Origin of the sequence: Leuconostoc gelidum subsp. gelidum KCTC 3527, assembly GCF_000166715.1 — a bacterium.
GTDB classification, from domain to species: Bacteria; Bacillota; Bacilli; order Lactobacillales; family Lactobacillaceae; genus Leuconostoc; species Leuconostoc gelidum.
This window is the reverse complement of sequence record NZ_AEMI01000028.1, coordinates 1-24195: the sequence shown is the minus strand read 5'-3', so window position 1 is coordinate 24195 and position 24195 is coordinate 1. Positions and strand designations below refer to the sequence as shown.

Sequence of the window (24195 nt, the reverse complement as noted above, 5' to 3'; positions counted from 1 at the left end):
CCGCGATAGTTTTTTCTCACAAAAAAAACTCAGATTTCTCTGAGCATTTTTTAAATATATATTGTCTAACCTATGTTCACTTATCTAAACGTGCACGAAATGCTTTAGTTGCTTCTTCGTATCCAGGCTTACCCAATAAAGCAAACATCGCTGTTTTATAGGCTTCAACGCCTGGCTGGTTGAACGGATTAATACCGAATGTATAACCAGATGCACCAACAGCCATTTCAAAGAAATAAATCAAATATCCCAATGAATAAGCATCTTGTGTTGGCATGTGCACTGCTAAGTTAGGCACACCACCATCAATATGTGCTAATGTTACACCTTGAGATGCTTTTGTGTTAACTTCATCAATCGTGATACCTTCTAAATACTTCAATCCGTCATTATTACCAGCTTCATGTGGTAAGTCTAAATTTGATACCGGATTATCAAGCTTAACAACTGTTTCAAACAAATCACGACGTCCTTCTTGAATATATTGACCAAGAGAATGTAAATCTGTTGAAAAGTTAGCTGATGAAGGATAAATACCTTTTTGGTTTTTTCCTTCAGATTCACCCATTAATTGTTTCCACCATTCGGACAAATATTGCATTGATGGTTCCCAATTAATCAGTAATTCTGTTGTATAACCCTTATCGTACAATATACGACGAGCTGCAGCATATTTATAAGCTTCATTTTTGGTAATATCGTCATCTGAATATTCAATCTGTGCATCTTTTGCACCTGTCATTAATGCTTGAATATCAGCACCTGACGCAGCAATTGGTAACAAGCCAACAGCCGTTAAGACTGAGAAACGTCCACCGACGCCATCAGGGATTGCAAATGTTTCATACCCTGCTGAAGCAGCTTCATCATGTAATGCACCACGGTTAGCATCAGTTGTTGCAAAGATACGTTTTTTAGCCGCATCTGCGCCATATTTTTTTTCAAGTAATTGTTTGAAAACACGGAAAGCAATTGAGGGTTCTGTTGTTGTCCCAGACTTTGAAATGACATTTACTGAAAAGTCTTGATCGCCAATGACACGTACTAAGTCATTCAAATATGATGCAGAAGTTGAATTTCCAGCAAAATAAATTTTGACTCCTTGACGTTGGTCATCAGGCAATTCATTATTGAACACTGGGTTTAGAAAATCAACGGCCATTTTAGCACCAAGATATGATCCGCCGATACCAATAACAACCAAAATTTTTGAATTAGATTTGATCTTTTTAGCTGCCAATTGTATGCGACTAAATTCTTCTTGATCATAATCTGTTGGTAATGTTACCCAATCAGAATACTCTGCCCCAGCCCCTGTACGATTTCGCAGTTGTTGATCCGCCATTGTAATTAATGGTTGCATTTCAGAAAATTCGTGATCCGCCACGAAATTTTCGATGTTCTTTGTATCAAATGTGATATGTGCCATAGTATTACCCGCAATTTCGCCTGTGTAAGTTTCACAGGTGAATGCTTTCCTCCTTAATATATGTTAAGCGCTTACAAGATTATTCTATCACAATTTTGTCGCCGCTGCTTCATCAATAATAATTGTAACATTTTTGTGATTTTGTAAAATGGAGGCTGGCACTTTCTCTGTTACAGGACCATTGACCATAGCTGCAATTGCATCTGCTTTATCAGCACCATAGGCCATTAACAAAATTTCTTTTGCAGACATAACCGATGCAATTCCCATAGAAATTGCCTGAGTTGGTACATCCATCGAATTATCGAAAAAGCGTGCATTTGCGTCAATTGTTGATTGTGTCAAATCAACAATATGTGTTGTTGAATCAAATGCCGTTCCAGGTTCGTTAAAACCAATATGCCCATTTAGGCCAATGCCTAATAACTGCAAATCAATAGGATGCTCTGAAATGATCTTATCATATTGCTCAGCTGCTGCTTCGTGGTCTTCACTAATGCCATCCGGTACATATGATTTTTTGAAGGGCTTCTTATTAAAGAGATGTTGATTCATAAAATAGCGATAGCTTTGTTCATTATCGCCATCTAAGCCTAAATATTCATCTAAATTAATCGATGTTATATTTGAAAAATTTAAATCACTATCTGTCAACTCTTTATATAAGGCAATCGGTGTTGATCCAGTTGCTAAGCCAAGTACCTTAACACCACTACTTAATGCTGCTTGATATATATCAAACGCTTTTCGGGCACCTTCAGTTGAATTTTTAACTTTAATAATTTTCATAATTTTCTCCAATTTTAATCGGTCTATACCAATTTGGTCTATACCAATATAATAACACATTCTAATCATTTTGAAAAGTTAAAAAAAACAACTTTTTAAAGTTGTCAAAAATACTATTAGTGCACAATTGCCCGCCATGCACGAATGATAAAATTAGTTTGTCTTGTCTTTTGTGTGGCAACCAACTGCACTGATTTATCAGAATCATCACTGGTTGGCAAATATTGTGCCCCACTTAAATTAAACTTAATATCCCCAATTTTTTGGCCTTTTTGCACTAATTTGCCTTTGACATCAAGCACCGTCATTTTTGGAGATAAATTAGATGACTTATTGATCCAAATTGTCCTTGTCTGCGCAACTACCACTGGCATATGATACTGTTTCATACGCAACAAATTAACTTGTTTAGCGTATGGCAACACGTGCCCTTTTTTAAAAGTGGTGGCTTTCTGAGCATTTAAGACTTCATTAACAATATTCAACGTTTTTTGATACCTTTGAACTTCATCCATATAGCTAGCTGCGCCATTAACAACAGTTATAAACTCATGTCCATTACTATCTTTAATAATGCCAGTAAAAGCTGCCCCTGATTCTGGCGTAGATCCTGTTTTTAACCCTTCAATAGTGAGGTGATTTGGATTAATTAAGTACGGCCAATTTTTTGTCATTTCCGTTGGTTCATTGACAATATAATTATTTGTTAAATGGTATGAAACATGAGTATTTGTTGCTAATTCACGAATATTTGGATCTAACTTAACTATTTCTCTTGCAATGATTGCAACATGTTTTGGGCTCGCCAAATTTACCGCATCATCTGGTGCATTTTTGACTTTATTCTCAAACGCATCTTGGTTGACTTGCCCAGCAGAATTATACCATTGTGATTGGGTCAACTGTAATTCTTTAGCCCACAACTGTAAGGCCTGTACAGTGGTCAAGTTTTTTGGTGTCATATATTCTGCAAGTGCAAATGCGGCATCGTTAGCTGACAAAGTAATCATGGTATTATACAATTCACGTACAGTTAATCGATCCCCCACTTTGACAGCCAAATGAGAAAACATATGACTATCTTGTTTAGATAAATCAGCTTTTTTAGAAATAGTAACTTTATTTGACCATTTTATTTTTCCTGAATCAATTGCCTTAAGGACAGCATAAGCTGTTAACAATTTAGACTGTGATGCAATTGGCCCCAATTTATCGGCATTTTTTACTGCTAATATCTGCCCAGTACTGGCATCAATAACAATAGCTGAACTGACATCCTGCTTTATCTCTAGTGGTTTAGCTATAGCATTTGCCGAAACCGCTGTTGCCGTCAAAAAAAGTATGGCAAAAATCATCCCAATAACTTTAATATGTTTCATTATCCCTCTTCTCCCTAATGTTGCTTTAACGGTATTGTTACAATAAATGATGTTAGTTCATCATCTGATGACGCAGATACTGATCCCTGATGTTGCTCAATAATCCCCTTAACGATTGCCAATCCCAAACCAGTGCCACCTGTTTTACTATTACGTGAGCTTTCAACACGATAAAATCGCCCAAAAATGTCGACAATGTCCTTATTTGGAATTTTAACACCGTCATTAATAACACGAATTTCCACATCGGTCTTCTTGACTTGCGCAGTTAATTTTATAAAAGTCTCTCTTTTGCCATATTTCATTGCATTTGTAATTAAATTCATTAAAACTCTGGCTAATTTATCTGAGTCAGCTTCCAACATAATTATTTCTGGGTTCGTAATTTGTGTTAGTTCAATATGCTTTTCTTGTGCTTCAATTTCATAACTTGCAATTAACTGAGCAAATAAATCGCCGAGACTTAATGTTGATATATTAAGCACTGCATCATGTGCCTGTGTTTGCGAGAAGGCAAATAAATCCTCGACCAAAACCTTCATCTGATTAGATCTATCGTATGCTGTATGAATATATTTCGCTTTTTCCGCTGCACTCAATGTATCCGCATTCATTTCAACTAATCCGAGATAACCAATAATCGCAGTTAAAGGTGTTCGTAAATCATGGGAAATATTAGTAATCATTTCATCTTTTGATCGCTCACTCTCACGTTCTTCTTCTCGAATTTGACGCGTATTTTTAGCAATTTGATTTGACACGTCAATTAAAGCTTGCGTTTTAGGTGCATATGCAGCATGCCATTCAATCATGCTATCAGAATTTTCACGTGCTATACGGTTCATATCGTGAATGAAATGACTTAAGCTTTCCGCTTGTCGCCACCGAACAAACTGCCAAATGAGGATCGTTGTACTACCAACGCTAACTAGTATTATCAGTAACCATTGACTCATAACCGGTGTTAACTGGCGATATAATTGTAACCTAGTGACTCCTGTTTTAATGGACCAACTAAAAAAAAGCAGCAACAAAAATGTCACTACCGCATAATAAATTTTTGTGCGATTGTGCTTAAGAAACAACGCAAAATTTTTCATTAATTGACTTCGATCTTGTAACCAACGCCCCAAACAGTTTGAATCACTTGATCACCATTTGTTGCTTCTTCAATTTTGTCACGTAAATGAGAAACATGAACCATCACCGTTTTAGCCGATACAACTGATTCTTGCTGCCAAACACGCTCAAAAATATCATCAGCTGAAAAAACACGATTAGGATGAGAGGCTAGTAAGTAAAAAATACCAAATTCTAAAGCTGTTAAATTAACTAAATCGCCTTCAGCAGTCTTTACTTCATGGCTATCCTTATTAATAACCAATGAGCCTATATCCAAAACATCTGGCGTTTTATCTTGAACTGAATTTTCTGCACGCCGTAATAGTGACCGAACACGTGCCATAACTTCGAGTGGATTAAAAGGTTTCGTCACATAATCATCCGCACCAGTTATTAGTCCTTGAATTTTATCCATATCACCAGATTTTGCTGACAGCATTAATATCGGGATACGGCTATCTTTTCGAACAATTTTAACAACTTCTAGACCATTCATATTTGGCATCATGACGTCCAAAACCATGAGCGCAATATCTGGATTTGTATTTAACTTAGAAATGGCTTCTTTTCCATCACCTGCCATAACAGGTTCATAGCCTTCATTTTTAAGATAAATCTCAAGTAATTCAGCAATTTCAATATCATCGTCGACAACTAAAATTTTCATTTTCAGCTCCTTCTACTTTTTGGCCTGTGCTGCTTCCAAACGTGCTTGTTGTGATAATTGACTAATGGCTAAAAATCCACCTTTCAAACCAGAATATTGGCGATTCCATCGGAACGCACCATATGCCGCAATAGCTAAAACAATATAAGCTACTGGTGGCAAAGTTGGATTAATAACTTGTGGCAATAATCCAAGAACAATGAAACCAATAATCCATGCCGCAACGGCACCAATTAAATATAACCACCGATAATTTTTTTGCCCGTTATTTTTTATTTTCTTTGGATCAGGTGTTAATTTCAAAATCACCGCTGTATAAATCGAACCACCAAGAATTGCAATCAAAAATAGAGAAACAATACCAGCACCTTGATTAGTAGTATTTTTTGAAAAGAATAAAGACAAACCAAATACGGCACAAAATAACATTAAAATTGCTAATGATGTATCCGCTGCTAAGTTCCAAAATTTATAATCATGCAACTTTTTTGCCAATTTTCTAGGATCTAAAAATTGTTGTACAGCTTGGGTTGGTGTGCCATACAATTGTGCTGCTGTTTGACCAGTTCCTTGTGCTTCAATTAGCTTTTGCTCAACTTCATTTGTGACTTCCGCTATTTTGTCAGCAGATAATTGGCTATTTTGAAGCATTAATTTTTTAAAACGAAAAATAAAATCTTCATTTTTTTTCGTTAATTGCTCTCTTTTTTCTGACATTATGATTCCTCCGAAGTTATGTACACAGAGTTTAGTCTGCTTAACTGTTTTTTAGCACGTCGACATTTATTCTTAATCAACAAGTGATCTAAACATTAAATCTGAATTCAATGATGTCACCATCATTGACAACATACTCTTTTCCTTCTGAACGTAACTTTCCCGCCTCTTTAACTGCTTTAACGGATCCAAACGTATTCAAATCATCAAAAGCAATCGTTTCTGCACGAATGAAACCACGTTCGAAATCAGAATGAATTACGCCTGCTGTCTGTGGCGCTTTCATACCAGATTTAAAGGTCCAAGCACGTGTCTCTTTCCCACCAGCCGTGAAAAAAGTCCTTAGATCAAGTAGATGATATGCCGCACGAATTAATTTATTTAATCCTGGTTCTGCTACGCCAGCCATTTCCAAGAATTCTGCTTTATCTTCTTCTGCCAGCTGGGCAATATCTTCCTCAGCACTAGCAGACAAACCAATGACATCTGCTTTTTCAGTTGCAGCAAAAGCCTTTATGTCGTTGAAATATCGTGATGATTCAGGATCAGCCATGTCATCCTCTGCCAAATTAGCAACATAAAGCACTGGCTTACTCGTTAACAAAAATAATCCCTTAACTACTTTTTGTTCTTCATCAGTGAAATTAATCGACCGGACAGACTGACCTGCTTCTAATGTGGGCTTTATTTTATCTAATACGAGTAACTCTGCTTTAGCTAATTTATCTGAACCTCTAGCTGCACGTACTACTTTAGCGTATCGTTTATCCACTGTCTCAAGATCAGCTAAGATCAATTCAGTATTAATCGTATCAATATCATCTAATGGATCTACAACGCCATTAACATGAATAATATCATCTCCGTCAAAAGCGCGCACAACATGGATAATAGCATTTACTTGGCGAATATTTTCCAAAAATTTATTGCCAAGTCCCTCTCCCTGCGAAGCACCTTTTACAATACCAGCAATATCAGTAAATTCAAATGTCGTTGGTATAATTTTGTCTGCCGGCTCTATTTCTTGAATACGCGCTAAACGATCGTCTGGCACCTCAACCATGCCAACGTTGGGTTCAATTGTGGCAAACGGGTAATTAGCCATCTCTGCGCCCGCTTTGGTTATTGCATTAAATAATGTTGACTTGCCGACGTTTGGCAGACCAACGATTCCAGCTGTAAGTGCCATATTTTAAATTATGTGACAAATAGTTTTAAATCCGTAACTTATTATTTTTCACAGACCATTTTATGATCAAAAATAGGTTTACGACATTAATACGATTTAAATCACGTTTCCTTTCCTAGTTAAAAGAGATTACTCAGCCTCAGCTGATACTAAAATTTTCTTTAATCGTTTATTGAAATCAAAACGCGACATCATAATGCCACGACCGCACTTCGTGCAAATCAATTTAATATCTGCACCGACACGTGTTACTCTCCATGCATTAGTACCGCAAGCATGAGGTTTTTTCATCTCAACAATATCATTTAATTTATAAATTAATGGTTCCACCATATTAGTCAACCTCAATATCAAGCAAATTTAAAATACGACTCAAATCATCATTTGACATATAATTAATCTCTATTTTACCATTGCCCTTGTTGCCAGCATTAACTTTGACTTTTGTGCCAAATTTTTCTTCAAGTTGGGTTGCTACTGACATAGCAAATGGTGAGACTATTTTAACTGTCTTGTCTGTCGAACCATCATTCATATTTCTAACCAGTGATTCAACTTGACGGACATTCAAACCTTGCGTAACAATCGATTGTGCTATTTTTTCTATTTGTGTTTTATCTTTTAAACCCAGTAATGCACGGGCGTGTCCCATTGAAAGATCACCAGCTTCCACTAATGTTTGTACAGTTTGTGGCAGTTTTAAAAGACGCAAGGCGTTTGTTACAGTCGTACGATCTTTCCCAATTTTTTCAGCTACTTGTGTTTGGGTCAACTGTAGCTGCTTCATTAAGCCGTCATAAGCCTGCGCCTCTTCAATAGCATCTAAATCATCACGTTGCAAATTTTCAATTAAAGCAACAGCAGCCATCGTGTCATCATCAACATTTCGTATAATAGCGCTAATGTGTACTAGATCGGCCAACTTTGATGCACGTACGCGACGTTCGCCAGCAATAATTTGATACTTGTTGTTGTAACGACGTACAATGATTGGTGTTAACACACCATTTTCTTTGATAGACTGTGCTAATTCTTGCAGCTTGTCATCATTAAAATGATGACGTGGTTGAAACGGGTTAGCTTCAATATCTGGCAGCTCAATCAGCACAATACTTTCACCGTCTGTCACTTTTTTTGTAACTGACTTTGTATGTTCTAGGGCTTCTTCAGTCACATTATTTGCATTAAACAACCCGCCTAAGCCCTTTCCAAGGCCACCTTTTTTAATTGCCATATTGTTTTAAGACCTCCTGTGCGAGCTCACTATAGACTTTTGATCCAATTGAGCGTGGATCAAAATCAATAATGGCCTGTCCATATGAGGGGGCTTCGCTCAAACGTACAGAACGCGGAATAACGGTCGTGTAAACCTTATCACCGAAATAATTACGTACTTCCTCAGAAACTTGTTTAGCCAAATTTGTGCGGCCATCGTACATGGTCAGTAAAATACCTGAAATATCCAAGTCAGCGTTAAACTGCTGACGAACAAGTTCAATCGTATTTAGCAACTGTCCCAATCCTTCTAACGCATAGAATTCGGTTTGAACAGGAATAAGAATAGCATCAGAAGCTGTAAAAGCATTAACAGTCAATAAACCTAAAGCCGGTGGATTATCTATCAAAATAAAATCGTAATCATCGTTCACCTCTGATAACGCTTTTTTTAAGCGATATTCACGTTTTTCTTGACTTGCCAGCTCAATTTCTGCCCCAGATAACTGGATTGTAGCCGGTACTAAATCATAATTATCTGTTGGCACAATAACTTCTCTTATTGGTACACGATCAACCATAACATCATAGCTATCACGTTCCAATTCAGACTTGTCGACACCAGAGCCACTTGTCGCATTTCCCTGCGCGTCTATATCTACCAGTAATACACGTTTACCAGCTTGTGCCAATGCTGCGCCTAAATTAACACTTGTCGTTGTTTTTCCGACGCCACCTTTTTGGTTGGCTAATGCAATTATTTGTGCCATGTGATTTTGACGTCCTTTCTATCAACATGTTCACTCATCATGTACATGTTTGTTATCCGATTGGTTTCTTACTAGGCGTTCCCGCCTGCCTTGGATATTGTTTTGGTGTTTTCTTATTTTTATTCACAATTTGAATATATCGCACATCACCATTAGGCAATGAAAATTCAAATTCATCATGCAAAACCCCACCTAGTGTGGCTAAGGCCTGTTTACCGTCTGCTAATTCTTGCTGTGCAGCGGCACCCTTCATAACGATGAACTTGCCACCTTTTTTAACAAATGGTAATGTATACTCAGCCAATACACTTGTCCGAGCTACAGCACGTGCCGTAGCATAATCAAATGCTTCACGATACCTTAAGTTTTGACCAATGTCTTCAGCACGGCCGTGAATTATTTCAACACCAGATAAATCAAGAGTAGTAACTACTTCTTGTAAAAAATTGATGCGTTTTTGAAGTGAATCAACCATTGTTATCTTTAACTGTGGAAAAACAATTTTTAGTGGTAAGGATGGAAAACCTGCCCCTGTTCCAATATCAATTAATGTTTTTTCAGCTGTCTGCAGATCTTGTTCATAAAATGAAATCGTTAGTGAATCATAAAAATGTTTAAGATAAACATCATTCTTTTCGGTAATAGCCGTTAAATTAACATGTTCATTAGTGGCTATTAACATGTTAAAATAATCTTCAAACTGCTGTATTTGATGTTTTGTTAAAGTAATACCAGCGTTTTTAACTGCTAAAATAAACTCTTCGACTGTCAATTTTTTGCTCCGTTTCAAGTTTGTTCAGCACAAAAAGCGCCAATTACAACTAATACTAGAATACCTGAAAAAAGCCTAATTTTCAAGCTTCAACGCTTTAATTATATCATTATTTGTTTTGATAATTATTCTAAAAATATGCTCTTGGTATCATTTACCCCTTAGAGGTGTTTTTTGACACGTTATCATCAAAATCAGTAAGCATTTTTATTTTAAAATTTCAAATCTAGGCGTTTCATATATCTTTAATTGTTTAGAAACATATATATTGATTTTTAACATTTGTGGTTATATAATGTAGTTAATCTAGGAAAGGGGGTCATAACTTTTGAATTATTCTATTGAATCAAATTCGATCGTTTTGGCCGCTTAACGGAAAAGCGGTCATTGCGATTGCATCGGCCACGATACAAGTCGTATCGTGGTTTTTCATATTTGATTTTTAACAATGACTAGATCACAAAACAGCATCTCACTTAATTTATTGTTGTTCACTTATAATAAAATATTGCCACCTAATATTTTTTCATTATCTCACTCCTATTAAACAGTTTATTTTAAGCCCATTTATCTCTCATTAAAAAATAATATACCTTTTTAAATATTACACTGATTATTTTTTGATAATACTGTTCCATAGCTATTTCATTCTCAATCGACTGAACCACGCATTATAATTTATTTTACAAACACTCATTTTTTATTTTTAGATAGCTAATATATATGCGAATATTGAATTATGTGTTATATTATATGTCTAACTAAAATTTTATCATTGAAGGTAGATAATTATCATGAACGGATTAGAATATAATATTATTTCAGAATGGCGTCGTGAAGTTTACGGCCAAACTACTGGTGATATAGAACTTACACACGTTCCTAAACGTGTACAACAGTTATGGGATGATTTTCAGACCGCTCATCAATTGGATAATGATATGAAAATCCAAGAGTTTGATCGTATTTTAACCGATTTCCAAACACATGGTTGGTTAGCTTAATTAACCCGCTATATTAAAAAATGCACTTGCAATGTAAGCGCGTTTTTATCACAATAAATTGATAGACGTTAATCAGTTGTTTATGTCACTTATTTACCTTCAATCAAATTGTTTTAAATACAACATTATTTCTAATCAACAAAAAACACTATGACTTCAGTTCTCAAACTGAAGTCATAGTGTTTTTGAATTAATGCCGTCGGTGGGAGTCGAACCCACACGGTGTTGCCACCACTGGATTTTGAGTCCAGCGCGTCTGCCAATTCCGCCACAACGGCAATCACTTACCTGTTGTTTTATTATATTTAAACAACTACATAAGAATACCAAAAATATGAAATAGCGTCAACCTTTTTATTCTTCTAATTGGTCTCATGTTGAAAAGCGTGTGCCACATGCTTTAATGCGTTGTCTAATAATATTAAGATATGGGAATCACTCAAACAATACAGGATTTCACGTCCCTTTCTGGTCGTCTGAACAAGTTTTGCCTCACGTAATACTTTTAATTGATGTGAAACGGCAGATTGCTCCATACCTAAACGCACAATGATTTCAGATACAGTATAAGGGCGATCTCGTAATAATTCGAGAATTGTTAAACGTTGTTTATTTCCTAACACTTTAAAAATTTGTTCTAACTCAATGATAACTTCTTTTTTCATAATTCTATTATAACAGTTAGAACAGTTAGAACACTGAATATATCGTATCCATTTTCAGATCGCTATTTGTTATATTTTATATTTTATATTTTATATTTTATATTTTATATTTTATATTTTATATTTTATACAAATTTAATCTTTGAAGGTTATATTAGTACCAACAATAAAACAAGTCATCTCAAACAACGACAAGTTTTAGAAAGGCAGGTACTAATCTATGATTCTTATTTGCAGATGAATCAGTTCTGCACACGAAACCCAACGGGTAACATTTCTCTTTTTAAATCTTTAAAACTCCCTCCTAAACTCTCACTAAAAACACCCTGATGGTTCAATATAACCATCAGGGTTTCGTGTTTTCATATAAAAAAGTCGTCAACAGACGACTTTTAATAAATTACCAATATATTATTTACTGCTACGAGCAACCATCGATGAGATCTTAGCATGACGTGCAATATACGCTGCTTGTGATCCTAGTGAGTCCCAGAAACCATCACGTGAATGTGCACCAACAATGATTAAATCAGCATCAACTTTTGGGACAACTTCTTGTAATAATGCTTCACCCGCCTTGGCACCATCAGCAAAAATTGTTGTGACATTTGTAATGCCCTTTGACTCTGCATAAGCCTTATATTTAGCCAAATTTGCTTCAACTTCAGCACGTTTTTCTTTAATGACATCTAAATGTAAGGCATCAATTGTAGATAAATCTCCCATTTCCAAAACAGAAGCAATGATTAGCTTCGCATCATCTTCATGTGCTTGATGTATCGCATTTGCCAAAGCAAAGTATCCTTGTTTCGATTCATCCACACCAACAACAATATTCTTAAATTGCATTGGTTCAATGTTTAAATTTAATTCACTCATGATTAATCTCCTTTAATTTATTATCCTAGCCAGCCTGTTACCATATCAACAATCAATTTAATGTTTAATCCTGTTAGCACAATAAACGTCAACCAACCTAAAATGATCATCCATTTTGGATTGACAAATTCGCCCATAATCTTTTTTGAAGAGGTAAACATAATTAATGGTGCCATTGCAAATGGCAATGCAACAGATAAGAACACCTGTGAATTAAGTAATAATTTATCTAATTCACCTTCTTGACCGCCATAGTAGAGCGTAAACCCTATAACTGGAATCAAAGCCAAACCACGTGTCACAACTCGACGTAACCACATTGGAATACGCATGTGAAGGAAACCTTCCATGATAATTTCACCAGTCAACGTACCTGTAATAGTTGAATTTTGACCAGAAGCTAGCAACGCAACAGCAAACAACGTAGATAATACTGGCGAAGCAATTGCCCCAGCAATACTAGTATTACCTAATGCATTGTACATGTCTCCGAAAGTACCAACAGAATCAGCTTGGCCAAAGAATAGTGACGCACCCAAAATCAACAAAAACGAGTTAATAACAAACGCGAGAGATAATTGGATATTAGAATCCCACGTCATGAAACGCACTGCCTCTTTGACAGCACCTTTGTCTTTGCGGTCAACTTTACGTGTTTGTGAAATTGATGAATGTAAGTATAGGTTATGTGGCATAACCGTTGCACCAATAATACCTAATGACATCAACAACGGTGAATCAACACCCTTTGGCCCATGTGTTGAAACTGCCTGAAGTTGAGGAAGATAGCCACCAAACAAATCAACCAAATTAGGATTTGATAAGATAACCAAATAACCAAAAATAACTAAAATCGTAATAATTAATGTCATCACAATTGCTTCAATCTTACGAAAACCAAATTTCATTAAAATCAAAAGCAAAACAACATCAAACGCAGTTGTCAAAACAGAGGCAATCATCGACCAACCAAATAACAAATGCAAAGCAATTGCACCACCGATAACTTCAGCAATATCTGTTGCCATCAACGCTAATTCAGTCATAATCCACAATGCAATACCACCGGGCTTATTTGTACGGTCACGGGTTGCCTGAGCTAAATCCTCTTGTCTGACAATACCTAACTTCCCTGCCATATACTGCAGCATCATCGCAACTAGGCTTGATATCAAAACAATTGATAACATAACATAGTGGTACTGAGCACCACCACCCACGGAAGTTACCCAATTACCTGGATCCATATAACCGACCGCAACTAGAGCCCCAGGGCCTGAAAAAGCCAACAATTTACGCCAGAAGGAACCATCCTTTGGTGCTTCGATTGAGCCGTTGACATCGCTCAAACTTAAAGTATCAGTCGCATCTTGAACGATGTGATGATCTTGTGTTTTTTTAGAATTATCCATTCTAAGTCTCCTTTAAATTTCTCCTCAAGACAAAAACAAACGAATTTTGACTAAAATACGCATTTACTTATCACTTTTAAGCTACTTAACGGTGAGCTAAAACACGTATTAAAGTGCTAAATAATTTTCATAAAGAATTTCATTCAACTTAGTTGTTGAAAGCTTATGAAAGGTATCTAACTCGGCTATCTCTGCCCTAATACATAATATATGTTACACTTTTTTAAAAATTCGTCAACAAAAAAAATGCTAGTCAATTATTATTTCATTATAATGACTGTCCTTTTTGTCATTAAATGACAAAAAAAATTGTTTCATTAGTACTTGTAAGCCTTTTCATGAGAATATTACATTTTCATTACGCGTTAAATTAAATTACATGGTTGTGATGAAACCGACGTTTCAATTTGAATGGTAACATGGTTGATATTAAAATTTTGGCGTAATACTTGTGATACATCATCAAGTATTTCTTGTGGTTCTGCCCCATCTTTAACAGTTAAATGCACCGTTAAGGCTGCCTCTGTAGTTGACAGTGGCCAAATATGTAAATCATGTAAGTGAACAATATTTTTATTAGTGTTTAAATACTCTAAAATGCCGTCTGCGTCAACTTTATCTGGTACGCCATTAATTGCCAAATTAAATGTCGATGCCATAACCGACCAAGAGGTAACGATAATAATAATTCCAATAATCATGGATATAATCGCATCAATCATTGGCCATTTAGTCAGCTGAATTAATAAACCGCCAACAATAACACCAACGGACACCCCTGCATCTGCTAACAAATGAATATAAGCTGTTTTAGAATTAAGGTCTTGTTCGTGATGATGACCATGTTCATCTGGTGCCCCACTTGCTTTAAAAAGCATAGCGGTGAAAAAATTAATTCCGATACCAATAGCAGCAACAATCATCACAGTCTTACCATTTGTAGCTACTGTTGGCGGATCAATTAAGTCAGAAATACCTTCATAAAAAATAATAAGCACGGCGCCTATCAATAAAAATGTGTTAAAAAGGCTAGCTAGTATTGACAAATTATGCCAACCGTAAGTATGTTTTTTAGTGGCTTTTAAACCAAATACAATAACAGCTAACCAAGCAATAACAAGTGCTAATACATCACTCAAATTATGAAAAGCATCAGCAAATAGAGCTGTCGAATGCGCCAACTGCGAAAATAACAACTCTGTCAGCACAAAAATTAAGTTTAAAGAAATACCAATAATATATGGTGTTTGTTTCATTTTCATTTGCGTCATAGTATTCCTCACAATATTTTATATCTATATTTAATATACCACTTTTAAATGAAATATGTTTCATATATAGTTATAAAAAAAATCATCACCTATTTGACGACTTCTTTTGTTTTTATCTTACTGACCCTTCAGCAATTTTATCTAAATGTCATTTCATCAATACCATGGTATATATCACCTTCCTTACCTTTTTTGCAAGTGTTGTTCGTTGCCCCACGTAAGCAATATTTGCGAATTCTTTGCTTACTGTTTTAGCATTCAAAGACGGCGCATTTAAAATTTATAATCAAAATACGTGCGTCGTAATTTTTTAATCGATGAATTATCATCTGGTTGCTTCTTGGCTAACACAATTAGATGATAATGTTCAGTCTAATATCATGCTATCATACCCATTAATAAATGGTTATGATATTTAATCAAATTAGCACAATTCTACTTTTAAAATTAAAAAACCAGCTTGCGCTGGTTAAATTTCTAATTCATCGAAAAAATCTGTCGCATCCCCAATAATTTGATCAACATTAAAAGATGTCTCTATGTGCTCAAGATTAATCGACATTATCGTTGCCTTTGTATTAGCATAATTTAATAGGCCTGCAAATGGATAAACACGAAAACTTGTGCCGACAACAACAATTAAATCTGCTGATTGAACCCACAATACGGATTTATCAACATCAAATGGCATTTCTTCATAAAAAGTGATGTTTGGACGTAAAATAGCACCGTCTAACCGTGTCATTGACTTTAAGTATGCCATCACATCCGTTTTTTTACCATCAATTGGTGCATAGATATCATATAAAGAACCATGAAAACGTACTAAATTCTCTGGTTTGCTGTTAGCTTTAACATGTAAATCATCCACATTTTGTGTAATAATTTTAGCTTGGTTGTGCTGAGTTAATTCAGCCATTTTGTCATGAATAATATTAGGTTTTGCCATCGGAAAATACATATTATCAATCATAAACTGATACTGTTTTTCTGGTTCGTTACGAAAAGCCGTTTTAGATAATAAATATTCTGGTCGTAAGTCGACACCATTATAAATACCATTCTTAGACCGATAATCCGGAATACCTGAGGCGGTTGATACACCTGCACCCGTCATAAAAACAATCTGTTTTGCTGAATCAAAGCGTTCTTGTATTTTTGGTGTGACTAACATATTTTCCTTCTAATCTATTTTCTATTAATATATGGCAATGCTAATTGTTTAAACAGATCACCAACTTTCATTTTATAAAGTGCCTTAAAAAAATCTGCTGAATCCTGATTATCTGGTTTTGTAATCACAAAACTATTTTGCGAATCTACTTGATTTAAACCAACATAAGCTGTTTTTTTCGTTTGAAAATCAGTCATCTCAGAATGGAAAATTGTAAATACTTGACTCACCGGCAACTCTAATTGACGCTGTGACAGTACGCTTGTTACTGTCACATACTCTTTTGCATTAACTGTGGGTTTCCCCCACTCTGTCAACGTGTTATCCACACTAGCAAACAGCTGTGTCGTTTGTCGACGAATATGACGAGATTGCTTGAGATCAGCTGTTAGAATTGGTGACACAAGCTTTGTTGCTGCTGTGTAAGCTAAGGGGTACATGTCTGCCAGTTCAGAGAAATCTGCCCCACTCGCATCAGCAAATACTAGTGCATCTAACAACGTCAATAAACGCCAAAGACTCTCATCATCTAATTCGCCATTTTCAACCGTTAATTCTGACTGTACACCTGCTAAATAGGATACTGCCGTTTCAGTAGTTAAAACGCCTTGCTTTTTAAGTTCACGATATGTAATTGTATGAACAACAGTACGGTGCATACGCGTTGCAATTTGAATTAATTGTTGATCAAGTGTATCATCTTGAAAAGTTAGCGCAAAAAATATTTGCGGTATCACACCGTTTAAAGTGAGTAACATTTTTAATAATTCATTACCAAATAAAAAATCAGATTGCGTTCCTTCTGCTAATTCTATTAATAATCTGTCACCTAATATTTCTTGACTCACACGATCAATATGTAACTCGTCCGTTTTTTCACCGGACACACGTGTCATGACTTTTCCTGGATATATTTCATTCACTGCATTTAATAATGTTTCAATTTTAGGACTCATTTTCTCATCTCCATTAATATTTCAGTGGCTCTGGCTTCATCCACTTGTGCTAATGTGTTTAATTTTGACACTAGTATTGGTACTTCTTGTGGTAACGCACCCACCTGTACAGCCAGTGCTCGATATTGCATTCGCATATGACCTCGTTGTATACCGCCGTCTGCAATGGCTTTTAAAGCCGCAAGATTCTGTGCTAACCCCACGGCTAAAATAATACCGCGTAATTCATCTGCGGATTTTGCATGAATAATATCAAGTACGTTTTTTGCCTGATTCATCGCTGATATCACACCACCGACTGTACCCACTGATATTGGCAGCGTCAATTCACCATGCAACTGTTCATCGATAATTGTCCAATGTGTTAGTGATCGATAATGGCCATTTTGACTAGCATAAGCATGTCCACTAGCTTCTACAGCGCGCCAATCATTGCCAGTAGCTAATACAACGGCCCCTATCCCATTAAATAATCCCTTATTCTCAGTTACTGCACGATAAGAATCATTTTTAGAAAATCGATTCAACGCCACAATTTTTTCAGCTATTTCTCGACCACCTACTGCTTCGAAAGTGACATTCCCGATGACTGTCACCAATTGTGCCATCGCATAATTCGTGAGAATCGCGCCTAGAATATGTTTGTCAAATTCTGAAAATAGACTGATTTCTGCTTCTAGTATTGTATTAACAATATTTGCACCCATGGCATCTTTTGTATCAATTTTGAAATCAACACTCATTTCATCATCAGAAATTTGGCGTATATTAATTGCCACTAAACCGCCACCACGTTTATAAATGGACGGTTTAGTACGTTTAGCTATGTCGAATATTTCTTCTTGATGTGTTTTCACAAACTGATTAAGTGTATGAAAATTAACACCATGAAATAATATTTGTCCAATCATTGCAGTACGTTCTGGCATCTTGACTACAACACCACCGCCACTATTTAAAAGTTTAGCCCCATTATTTGCTGCTGCAATGACACTTGGTTCTTCGATTGCCATAGGCACATTAACTGAATGCGCATCAATGATAATATCTTTTAACAAACCCATAGGCACACGAAAATCACTAATATAATTTTCAATAATTTGTGCGTTGTTGTCACTTTGATTAGCTTGTAACTCTGCGTTTACATGATCACTTAAATTCAAAAACGCCAAACGTTCATCCGGCGTCAACTCATAATATTTTTTAGCCATTATTTTTTATTGTTTCGGCAATTAAGCCTTCACGTACGCCACTTTCTGAAAAAATTACTTTTGGTGCATTAATAGTATACATCAAATTCAATAATGGTAACAAACCGCTAACAATAATATCAGCCCTTGTTACTTCCAGACCAGCAATATGTTCCCGTTGAGATCTTGTCATGTATCGAATCTCCTCAAAAATAGTTGCTACCTGCTCAACTGTCATACTAAATCCATGAAAATTATTCACCGACATGGTACCTAACGCAATACTTCCCATACGTGCTAACGAACGATTAGCTCCGCCTAACAAAATCACCGGTTTATGCTGATTTTTAGATAACCACGGTAACGTGCCATACTGTTCTAAAATACTATCACAGGCTAATTGAATATCAGATTGATTAATATCATTTGCTAAATTAAATTGTTCCGACAAAGAAACTGCACCAAAAGGCAAGCTCACATCAGCAATATTTTTACCATTTGAAACAGCAATTATTTCCACTGACGCACCTCCGGTATCTAATATAACAGCTTCATCGACTGTTAAGGTAGACATCACGCCAAGATAGTCATAATGTGCCTCTTCTTCACCTGTTAACACTTGAAATTCAATACCAGTCTCAAATTTTACACGCGCCAAAAATTCGGCCTGATTCACAGCCATTCTGACCGCGGCCGTTGTAATTGCTCGCACTTCTGGTTTAAAGCTAGCATACTTCGTTTGAAAATATTTCAATGCCAAAATTGTGCGAGCAATAGGTAATTCTTTTAAAATGAGATCATGTCCCATATTTTGCGCAATACGTGTATCCTGTTTTTCACGGATTAATTCCGTGTATGTGCCGTCATCATGTAGTTCTTCAACTACCATACGAGCTGAATTACTCCCAAGATCGACAATTGCTAAATAGCTCATATTGGCATCCTAGATGTTATTTATTACTTACTAGTATATCAAAAAAGACGTCAACACGGGGATTTAAACATGTTACAATATGATTATGAAAATAATTTATATTGGCCTCGGCATCATTAGCTTTGCAATTGGCACCATTGCAATTTGGATCCCAGGTTTACCGACCACAGGTTTTTATGTTTTAACTGCCATTTTATGGTCCAAATCTTCCCCACGCTTGGAAACTTGGTTGCACAATAACCGTTACTACATTAAGTATGTCGATGAGGCTGTTTTTGGCCGTAAATTACCTTTAAAGGGTCGCATTATTATTTATCTCATTACTGCTTCAATGATGGCTATCCCGTTTTTCACTACTGATATGTTATGGTTAAAATTTATTTTGCCGCTTACCTCACTCACACAAATAATTTCTATGGAAAGTTATTATCGTGGTTACTTATGGCGAGATGGTATCCCTTTCACACAAAACATGAAACGAGCGCACTCAGAAAAATGAGTGCGCTCGTTTTTTAAATATTTATAATGACATGTCGTTATTTTCTACAAAATGTGCACCTATTAGCCTACTGGCAGCAAATATTAACAAACCAACTAGTATACTTGACACTGTCACATCACTCAACCAATGTGCGCCTATTCTCACACGACTCATAGCCGTCAAAATTCCCATTGCTAAACCGAAAACGACCATTCTCTTTTGCATAGATATATTATCACGTGGTACAAAGAAAGCCAAATATAAGAATAACCAACCTGACATCGTATGACCTGAAGGAAAAGAGTTATGACCATTTATACCATTCATATGATACCAAGGTGTAAACTCACTCATTGTTTGCCCTGAAACTGTTGTCATTTCATAAGGCCTAAAACGACCCCACAAAGTTTTCATGTCACCTATCGTTGTTTGAGCAATGAAGACAACTGCAATACCAACTACTGCAACAACGATAAGATAATTCAGATCGACATCTGATTTTTTATTTAACCAATTAGCAAATAACCACGATAAAATAAGCCATGAAATAATTGCGAGTGACCAACGCAACATTTCCGGATAATTTTGAACAGTTGATGTATTATTTGCCACACCCATTGGTATACCCTTAGCTATGTTGTTTAACATTGAAAATGTATAACTTAGCGCATCCTGCAACAATGCTAGTAGTTGATTTAATGCCAGTAGCAGCATGCCTCCTGTCATAATGTACTTAATCAAATGCTCATTCAATCGACGCCAAATATACCAAGCAATAACTTCTGCCGATACAAACGTCACAACTTGTGCACCCTGATCAGCGTAGTTTTGAAAAACATTACCAAAAATTGAATTTTGATTCATTACCGTCTGCGTTACATTCCTATCAAAAAATGTTGCAATCAATAATGATAGGATTCCTATTCCTAATAAAACTAAGACAACTTGTTTTTCACGATCAGTTGTCCTAAAATCATTGTTCTTATTCTCAACCCCAGTTTCGTATTTTTTTTGGCGAACATCGTTGTTTGTTAATTGCATAATCACTACACCATTTCCCTTCCAATAATACCATTCTATCGATAAAATATTTAAATTGTGTCAGTATTTTATCTAGATCACGTAAAAAAGAATCGATTACCTTGTAATCGATTCTTTAGTCTATCAAAAACTTATTTTTGTGAATCTAGTGTCTCATTAATTGTATTCAAATTTGTTTCCGCTACGCCATAAGATAGCGGTGGCACTGTACTACCAAACTGTGTCCCTGTCTTTTTCTCAGGTAAGGATAGTGATTGACGTAATTTATTTGTTACACGCTGCTTTTCTGACTCTGGTACCATTTGATAACTGACACCATCATACATGTCACCGACACCGTGTAAGTAGTCAGAACTTTGATTTTTTGTAGCAGGCATATATTTCTTTACAGCATTCAACATTTCATTATAGTTCATATCTGTCTCAACGTTTTTTGAGATAGAAGCCATAAACTTTGAATTGAACAACGTTGAAGGGCTAGCCGACTTTTTTAGCATCGCTTTCAATACTAATCTTTGACGTAACTGTCGACCATAATCACCCTGTGGATCATCATATCGCATGCGTGAAAATGACAATGCTGCATTACCATTCATAGTTGCAAAGGATTTGAAATTTTTACCATCTTTTGCATATTGAAATTGTTCTTGTCCCTTAACAAATTTATAAGTTTCCGGCGTTGTATCCGCTTCCGGTGTATAGGTGAAAGTCAATGGTGAAGCGACTTTTACTCCGCCCACTTGATCTATCATTTTTTCTAATCCACCCATATTAGCTAAAACGTAAAAATCAATTGGCACATTAAGATAATTCTGCAAGGTCATCATTGCTGATCCTACACCAGCAATTGGAAAAGCAGCATTTAACTTTTGCGGAAAAGTATTCTCTGCACCAGAAATAGCCATCATGATATCGCGTGGTATTGACATCATCGTTGTTGTTTTGGTTTTCGGGTTAATAGTAACTAACATCATCGAATCTGTTAGTCCCGTACGATCTCGTTGCAATGCACCAGTATCTGTTCCTAAAACCAACACTGAAAACGGCTTACCATCTTTAATAACTTGTTTAACATCACGTGCTTTAGTGATATTTGCACTTCGTTGCATGCTATCCACTGACTTATGAATATTATGCAACGCTCTCGCAAACACAATCCCACCAACAACAGACATTATAAGAATAATTATCAGTATCCAGCGCCAAATTTTCTTGCGTTTGCGTGGTGGCTTCGGCGGTTTTGGGACTCGTGCTGGTTTTTGATTACTATCATTTTGTTCACGTCGCGCAGCGCGACTCAGATTTTGGTTATCCATAGTTCCCCCAGTCAATAATAAATATTATACCATTAAAAATTAAGTGGTTCTCTATATATTAACAAAAATCCATTACATCTCAATAAATTATTGCCTACCTGTTATTTTTTTCAAAAGTCGATAAATTTTATATTTGATCGGTTGAACAGGTAATACAAAACTACCCACTAGTTGCCGTGCCTCGCCATCAAAAGCTGTTTTAAAGCCTAACACCCCATCTGAGCCATCAAATCTACCAGATATACCGTAAAAATTATAATTTTTTATGCCATTAGCAACCGCTCTTTGAATTAATTTATCCTGAATTTGATAAGGGCCATAATAGTCTTTATATGCTTCATAAGTGCCAGAATACAAATATGTCATTTCTTGTGGTTGCTGAATAAATAATGCACCAGCCACTACAACCAATGATTTACCAGCCGCCTGCATTTGCTGGGTTGCCCTTTCAACGCGTTTGATATGATGTTGCTTTTGGTCATCAAACTCGTTATATTGTCTCCTAAATTTATCTTGAGTTGGATACTTATCAATTTTCATCTGTAATTTATCTAACTTTTGATTTAAAATAATAATTTTTTGATTTTCCTCAGCAATATAGGTTTCAAAGTTCAATTCTGCAAAAATAAATATTGCATCATCAGCGTATGTATCATAAACCATTTCATAAAAAGATAGATCTTTGTCATGATATTGTAGCCGATCAGCCGTTTTCTGCGTTAATAATTTAAATTCTGGTAAATCTTCACGTGATAATTCACGTAGTTTAATGCCAAAATGTTGATTTTTTTTGAGATAATACTGCACATTTTTACCATAAGACTTGCTAATCGATTTGCTGTCAGACAAATGAGACAAATCTTTAACATATTCCCAAGTCGGTGAGCCAGTTGTCGACATACCAAATTCAAATGGTTGATGTTCAAATCCTCGTTGAGACATTAATTTTAAAAACATGTCGTTTGGCGTTTCAATTAAATTACCTTTATTATCAGTATTTGCATATGTAACATTAGGCTCCCATTGTATATAGAGTATACCAAGTTTTTTTGCAAATTGACGTGCTTCACGGACAAAGAAGACCAATAAATTTGTATCATTAAAATCTAACAGCGGCCCACGATCAAATAAAAAAGCAGACCCAAATCGTGTTGATTCAGTCATTACCAATGCGGCAGCAACTACTCGACCATCGTTTTTGACACCTAATAAACGTGGTTTGTGTCCACGTTGGATAAGCAATTTGTATTGTGCAATTGATTGTGTATATGTTCCTAAAGGGTGCTGATTCTCAAAACTATTATATTCATTTGGTGATAATTCAGTAAAATGTAACGTCATAACATTATTATCCTCTATATAGTATTATACAAAATAAAAAACGCCTTGCGGGCGTTTTAGAGATTATTAGTATTGTCCGACATTTGATTCAGCAACAATTGTGTCGCCAACGATACCAAATCCTACAGAAGTTGCGCGTGCGTTAGCAACCCACATGCGGTGACCAGGTGTACCGTTAGTTACCATGTTAGTTTCGTTATACCATGCATCAATAACAGTCCCAGTACTCCAACCAATTGCAACTACTTCACCGTTAGTAGCAAAATGATTACTTGGCAAACCACCATTGGCTACAGCATTTTGAGCACGTGATTGAGCACGCGCTGACAAACCGGCATCCAATGATACAGGTGCTAATCCTAATGAAGCACGTTTTGCGTTCAAGGAGTTCACCAATGTCTGTGCTGTTGAATCTGCAACAGGTGTTGGTGTTGGTGCAACAGGCGCTGGTGTTGGTGCAACAGGCGCTGGTGTTGGTGCAA

At 36.0% G+C, this 24195-nt stretch carries 25 protein-coding genes and 1 tRNA gene; 2 read left to right on the top strand and 24 right to left on the bottom strand.

Features of this window, described 5'->3' with window-relative positions; translation table 11 throughout:
- Nucleotides 1-76: 76 nt before the first annotated feature.
- From EUI_RS0107340 to rsmG, 11 genes are all read right to left on the bottom strand, one after another.
- Nucleotides 77-1429, bottom strand: a complete 1353-nt coding sequence (locus EUI_RS0107340) for a glucose-6-phosphate isomerase (RefSeq protein WP_010017151.1) — start codon at nucleotides 1427-1429, stop codon at nucleotides 77-79.
- 87 nt (nucleotides 1430-1516) lie between these two features.
- On the bottom strand, nucleotides 1517-2218 hold the full coding sequence (locus EUI_RS0107335) for a glucosamine-6-phosphate deaminase (protein WP_010017150.1): 702 nt from the start codon (nucleotides 2216-2218) through the stop codon (nucleotides 1517-1519).
- Between the two features lie 116 nt (nucleotides 2219-2334).
- Nucleotides 2335-3597 (bottom strand): D-alanyl-D-alanine carboxypeptidase family protein, encoded by a 1263-nt coding sequence (locus EUI_RS0107330; RefSeq protein ID WP_010017149.1) that lies wholly within the window; start codon nucleotides 3595-3597, stop codon nucleotides 2335-2337.
- 14 nt (nucleotides 3598-3611) lie between these two features.
- Nucleotides 3612-4697 (bottom strand): sensor histidine kinase, encoded by a 1086-nt coding sequence (locus tag EUI_RS0107325; protein WP_010017148.1) that lies wholly within the window; start codon nucleotides 4695-4697, stop codon nucleotides 3612-3614.
- Nucleotides 4697-5386: a response regulator transcription factor gene (locus EUI_RS0107320; protein ID WP_010017147.1), complete on the bottom strand. Its 690-nt coding sequence runs from the start codon at nucleotides 5384-5386 to the stop codon at nucleotides 4697-4699. Before EUI_RS0107320 ends, EUI_RS0107325 begins: the two co-directional genes overlap by 1 nt.
- A 12-nt stretch (nucleotides 5387-5398) precedes the next feature.
- Nucleotides 5399-6103 (bottom strand): DUF1129 domain-containing protein, encoded by a 705-nt coding sequence (locus EUI_RS0107315; RefSeq protein ID WP_010017145.1) that lies wholly within the window; start codon nucleotides 6101-6103, stop codon nucleotides 5399-5401.
- Nucleotides 6104-6191: 88 nt separating this feature from the next.
- Nucleotides 6192-7292 (bottom strand): redox-regulated ATPase YchF, encoded by a 1101-nt coding sequence (ychF, locus tag EUI_RS0107310; protein WP_010017143.1) that lies wholly within the window; start codon nucleotides 7290-7292, stop codon nucleotides 6192-6194.
- Between the two features lie 129 nt (nucleotides 7293-7421).
- On the bottom strand, nucleotides 7422-7625 hold the full coding sequence (locus tag EUI_RS0107305; RefSeq protein WP_010017142.1) for a DUF951 domain-containing protein: 204 nt from the start codon (nucleotides 7623-7625) through the stop codon (nucleotides 7422-7424).
- Nucleotide 7626: 1 nt separating this feature from the next.
- Entirely contained in the window at nucleotides 7627-8526 is a 900-nt protein-coding gene (locus EUI_RS0107300) for a ParB/RepB/Spo0J family partition protein (RefSeq protein ID WP_010017141.1), read from the bottom strand.
- Nucleotides 8516-9277 carry a ParA family protein gene (locus EUI_RS0107295; RefSeq protein WP_010017140.1) on the bottom strand — a complete coding sequence of 254 codons (762 nt, stop codon included), beginning with the start codon at nucleotides 9275-9277 and terminating at the stop codon, nucleotides 8516-8518. Before EUI_RS0107295 ends, EUI_RS0107300 begins: the two co-directional genes overlap by 11 nt.
- A gap of 52 nt (nucleotides 9278-9329) precedes the next feature.
- Nucleotides 9330-10049 (bottom strand): 16S rRNA (guanine(527)-N(7))-methyltransferase RsmG, encoded by a 720-nt coding sequence (gene rsmG / locus EUI_RS0107290; protein WP_010017139.1) that lies wholly within the window; start codon nucleotides 10047-10049, stop codon nucleotides 9330-9332.
- Nucleotides 10050-10843: 794 nt separating this feature from the next.
- Between rsmG and EUI_RS0107285 the strand changes: the two genes are divergently transcribed.
- On the top strand, nucleotides 10844-11053 hold the full coding sequence (locus EUI_RS0107285) for a hypothetical protein (protein WP_010017138.1): 210 nt from the start codon (nucleotides 10844-10846) through the stop codon (nucleotides 11051-11053).
- A gap of 194 nt (nucleotides 11054-11247) precedes the next feature.
- Here EUI_RS0107285 and EUI_RS0107280 read toward each other — a convergent pair.
- The 9 genes from EUI_RS0107280 to EUI_RS0107240 form a co-directional block, all read right to left on the bottom strand.
- A tRNA-Leu gene (locus tag EUI_RS0107280) sits at nucleotides 11248-11331 on the bottom strand.
- Between the two features lie 84 nt (nucleotides 11332-11415).
- Entirely contained in the window at nucleotides 11416-11718 is a 303-nt protein-coding gene (locus EUI_RS0107275; RefSeq protein WP_010017136.1) for an ArsR/SmtB family transcription factor, read from the bottom strand.
- Between the two features lie 411 nt (nucleotides 11719-12129).
- Nucleotides 12130-12597 carry a universal stress protein gene (locus EUI_RS0107270; protein WP_010017135.1) on the bottom strand — a complete coding sequence of 156 codons (468 nt, stop codon included), beginning with the start codon at nucleotides 12595-12597 and terminating at the stop codon, nucleotides 12130-12132.
- Nucleotides 12598-12617: 20 nt separating this feature from the next.
- Entirely contained in the window at nucleotides 12618-14009 is a 1392-nt protein-coding gene (locus EUI_RS0107265; protein WP_010017134.1) for an Nramp family divalent metal transporter, read from the bottom strand.
- 365 nt (nucleotides 14010-14374) lie between these two features.
- Entirely contained in the window at nucleotides 14375-15280 is a 906-nt protein-coding gene (locus EUI_RS0107260) for a cation diffusion facilitator family transporter (RefSeq protein ID WP_010017132.1), read from the bottom strand.
- Nucleotides 15281-15749: 469 nt separating this feature from the next.
- Nucleotides 15750-16454, bottom strand: coding sequence for an NAD-dependent protein deacylase (locus tag EUI_RS0107255; RefSeq protein ID WP_010017131.1), 705 nt, complete (start codon nucleotides 16452-16454; stop codon nucleotides 15750-15752).
- Between the two features lie 14 nt (nucleotides 16455-16468).
- A complete protein-coding gene (locus tag EUI_RS0107250) occupies nucleotides 16469-17410 on the bottom strand; it encodes a patatin-like phospholipase domain-containing protein (RefSeq protein WP_010017130.1) in 942 nt (313 codons plus the stop codon).
- On the bottom strand, nucleotides 17407-18621 hold the full coding sequence (locus tag EUI_RS0107245) for a hydroxymethylglutaryl-CoA reductase, degradative (protein ID WP_010017129.1): 1215 nt from the start codon (nucleotides 18619-18621) through the stop codon (nucleotides 17407-17409). Before EUI_RS0107245 ends, EUI_RS0107250 begins: the two co-directional genes overlap by 4 nt.
- Nucleotides 18614-19534, bottom strand: coding sequence for a Ppx/GppA phosphatase family protein (locus EUI_RS0107240; RefSeq protein ID WP_010017127.1), 921 nt, complete (start codon nucleotides 19532-19534; stop codon nucleotides 18614-18616). The genes EUI_RS0107245 and EUI_RS0107240 overlap by 8 nt, the downstream gene beginning before the upstream one ends.
- 85 nt (nucleotides 19535-19619) lie before the next feature.
- On the opposite strand from EUI_RS0107240, the gene EUI_RS0107235 reads away from it, so the two are divergent.
- On the top strand, nucleotides 19620-20033 hold the full coding sequence (locus tag EUI_RS0107235; RefSeq protein ID WP_029508541.1) for a YbaN family protein: 414 nt from the start codon (nucleotides 19620-19622) through the stop codon (nucleotides 20031-20033).
- 21 nt (nucleotides 20034-20054) lie between these two features.
- Here EUI_RS0107235 and EUI_RS0107230 read toward each other — a convergent pair whose 3' ends face one another.
- The 4 genes from EUI_RS0107230 to EUI_RS0107215 form a co-directional block, all read right to left on the bottom strand.
- A complete protein-coding gene (locus tag EUI_RS0107230; protein WP_010017124.1) occupies nucleotides 20055-21056 on the bottom strand; it encodes a phosphatase PAP2 family protein in 1002 nt (333 codons plus the stop codon).
- Between the two features lie 131 nt (nucleotides 21057-21187).
- Entirely contained in the window at nucleotides 21188-22372 is a 1185-nt protein-coding gene (locus tag EUI_RS0107225) for an LCP family glycopolymer transferase (protein WP_010017123.1), read from the bottom strand.
- Nucleotides 22373-22459: 87 nt separating this feature from the next.
- Complete coding sequence (locus tag EUI_RS0107220; protein ID WP_010017122.1) at nucleotides 22460-23713, bottom strand: peptidoglycan bridge formation glycyltransferase FemA/FemB family protein; 1254 nt, start codon at nucleotides 23711-23713, stop codon at nucleotides 22460-22462.
- Between the two features lie 66 nt (nucleotides 23714-23779).
- On the bottom strand, nucleotides 23780-24195 hold a 416-nt coding region (locus tag EUI_RS0107215), incomplete at its 5' end, for a CAP domain-containing protein (protein WP_010017120.1).

Coding starts and splice junctions, on each gene's coding strand:
- EUI_RS0107305 (WP_010017142.1), bottom strand. CDS start 7,625: ATGGTGGAACCATTAATTTATAAATTAAATGATATTGTTGAGATGAAA.
- EUI_RS0107330 (WP_010017149.1), bottom strand. CDS start 3,597: ATGAAACATATTAAAGTTATTGGGATGATTTTTGCCATACTTTTTTTG.
- EUI_RS0107220 (WP_010017122.1), bottom strand. CDS start 23,713: ATGACGTTACATTTTACTGAATTATCACCAAATGAATATAATAGTTTT.
- EUI_RS0107250 (WP_010017130.1), bottom strand. CDS start 17,410: ATGAGTCCTAAAATTGAAACATTATTAAATGCAGTGAATGAAATATAT.
- EUI_RS0107315 (WP_010017145.1), bottom strand. CDS start 6,103: ATGTCAGAAAAAAGAGAGCAATTAACGAAAAAAAATGAAGATTTTATT.
- EUI_RS0107245 (WP_010017129.1), bottom strand. CDS start 18,621: ATGGCTAAAAAATATTATGAGTTGACGCCGGATGAACGTTTGGCGTTT.
- EUI_RS0107230 (WP_010017124.1), bottom strand. CDS start 21,056: ATGCAATTAACAAACAACGATGTTCGCCAAAAAAAATACGAAACTGGG.
- EUI_RS0107225 (WP_010017123.1), bottom strand. CDS start 22,372: ATGGATAACCAAAATCTGAGTCGCGCTGCGCGACGTGAACAAAATGAT.
- EUI_RS0107240 (WP_010017127.1), bottom strand. CDS start 19,534: ATGAGCTATTTAGCAATTGTCGATCTTGGGAGTAATTCAGCTCGTATG.
- EUI_RS0107295 (WP_010017140.1), bottom strand. CDS start 9,277: ATGGCACAAATAATTGCATTAGCCAACCAAAAAGGTGGCGTCGGAAAA.
- ychF (WP_010017143.1), bottom strand. CDS start 7,292: ATGGCACTTACAGCTGGAATCGTTGGTCTGCCAAACGTCGGCAAGTCA.
- EUI_RS0107265 (WP_010017134.1), bottom strand. CDS start 14,009: ATGGATAATTCTAAAAAAACACAAGATCATCACATCGTTCAAGATGCG.
- EUI_RS0107255 (WP_010017131.1), bottom strand. CDS start 16,454: ATGTTAGTCACACCAAAAATACAAGAACGCTTTGATTCAGCAAAACAG.
- EUI_RS0107285 (WP_010017138.1), top strand. CDS start 10,844: ATGAACGGATTAGAATATAATATTATTTCAGAATGGCGTCGTGAAGTT.
- EUI_RS0107270 (WP_010017135.1), bottom strand. CDS start 12,597: ATGAGTGAATTAAATTTAAACATTGAACCAATGCAATTTAAGAATATT.
- EUI_RS0107300 (WP_010017141.1), bottom strand. CDS start 8,526: ATGGCAATTAAAAAAGGTGGCCTTGGAAAGGGCTTAGGCGGGTTGTTT.
- EUI_RS0107260 (WP_010017132.1), bottom strand. CDS start 15,280: ATGACGCAAATGAAAATGAAACAAACACCATATATTATTGGTATTTCT.
- EUI_RS0107275 (WP_010017136.1), bottom strand. CDS start 11,718: ATGAAAAAAGAAGTTATCATTGAGTTAGAACAAATTTTTAAAGTGTTA.
- EUI_RS0107340 (WP_010017151.1), bottom strand. CDS start 1,429: ATGGCACATATCACATTTGATACAAAGAACATCGAAAATTTCGTGGCG.
- EUI_RS0107325 (WP_010017148.1), bottom strand. CDS start 4,697: ATGAAAAATTTTGCGTTGTTTCTTAAGCACAATCGCACAAAAATTTAT.
- EUI_RS0107320 (WP_010017147.1), bottom strand. CDS start 5,386: ATGAAAATTTTAGTTGTCGACGATGATATTGAAATTGCTGAATTACTT.
- EUI_RS0107335 (WP_010017150.1), bottom strand. CDS start 2,218: ATGAAAATTATTAAAGTTAAAAATTCAACTGAAGGTGCCCGAAAAGCG.
- EUI_RS0107235 (WP_029508541.1), top strand. CDS start 19,620: ATGAAAATAATTTATATTGGCCTCGGCATCATTAGCTTTGCAATTGGC.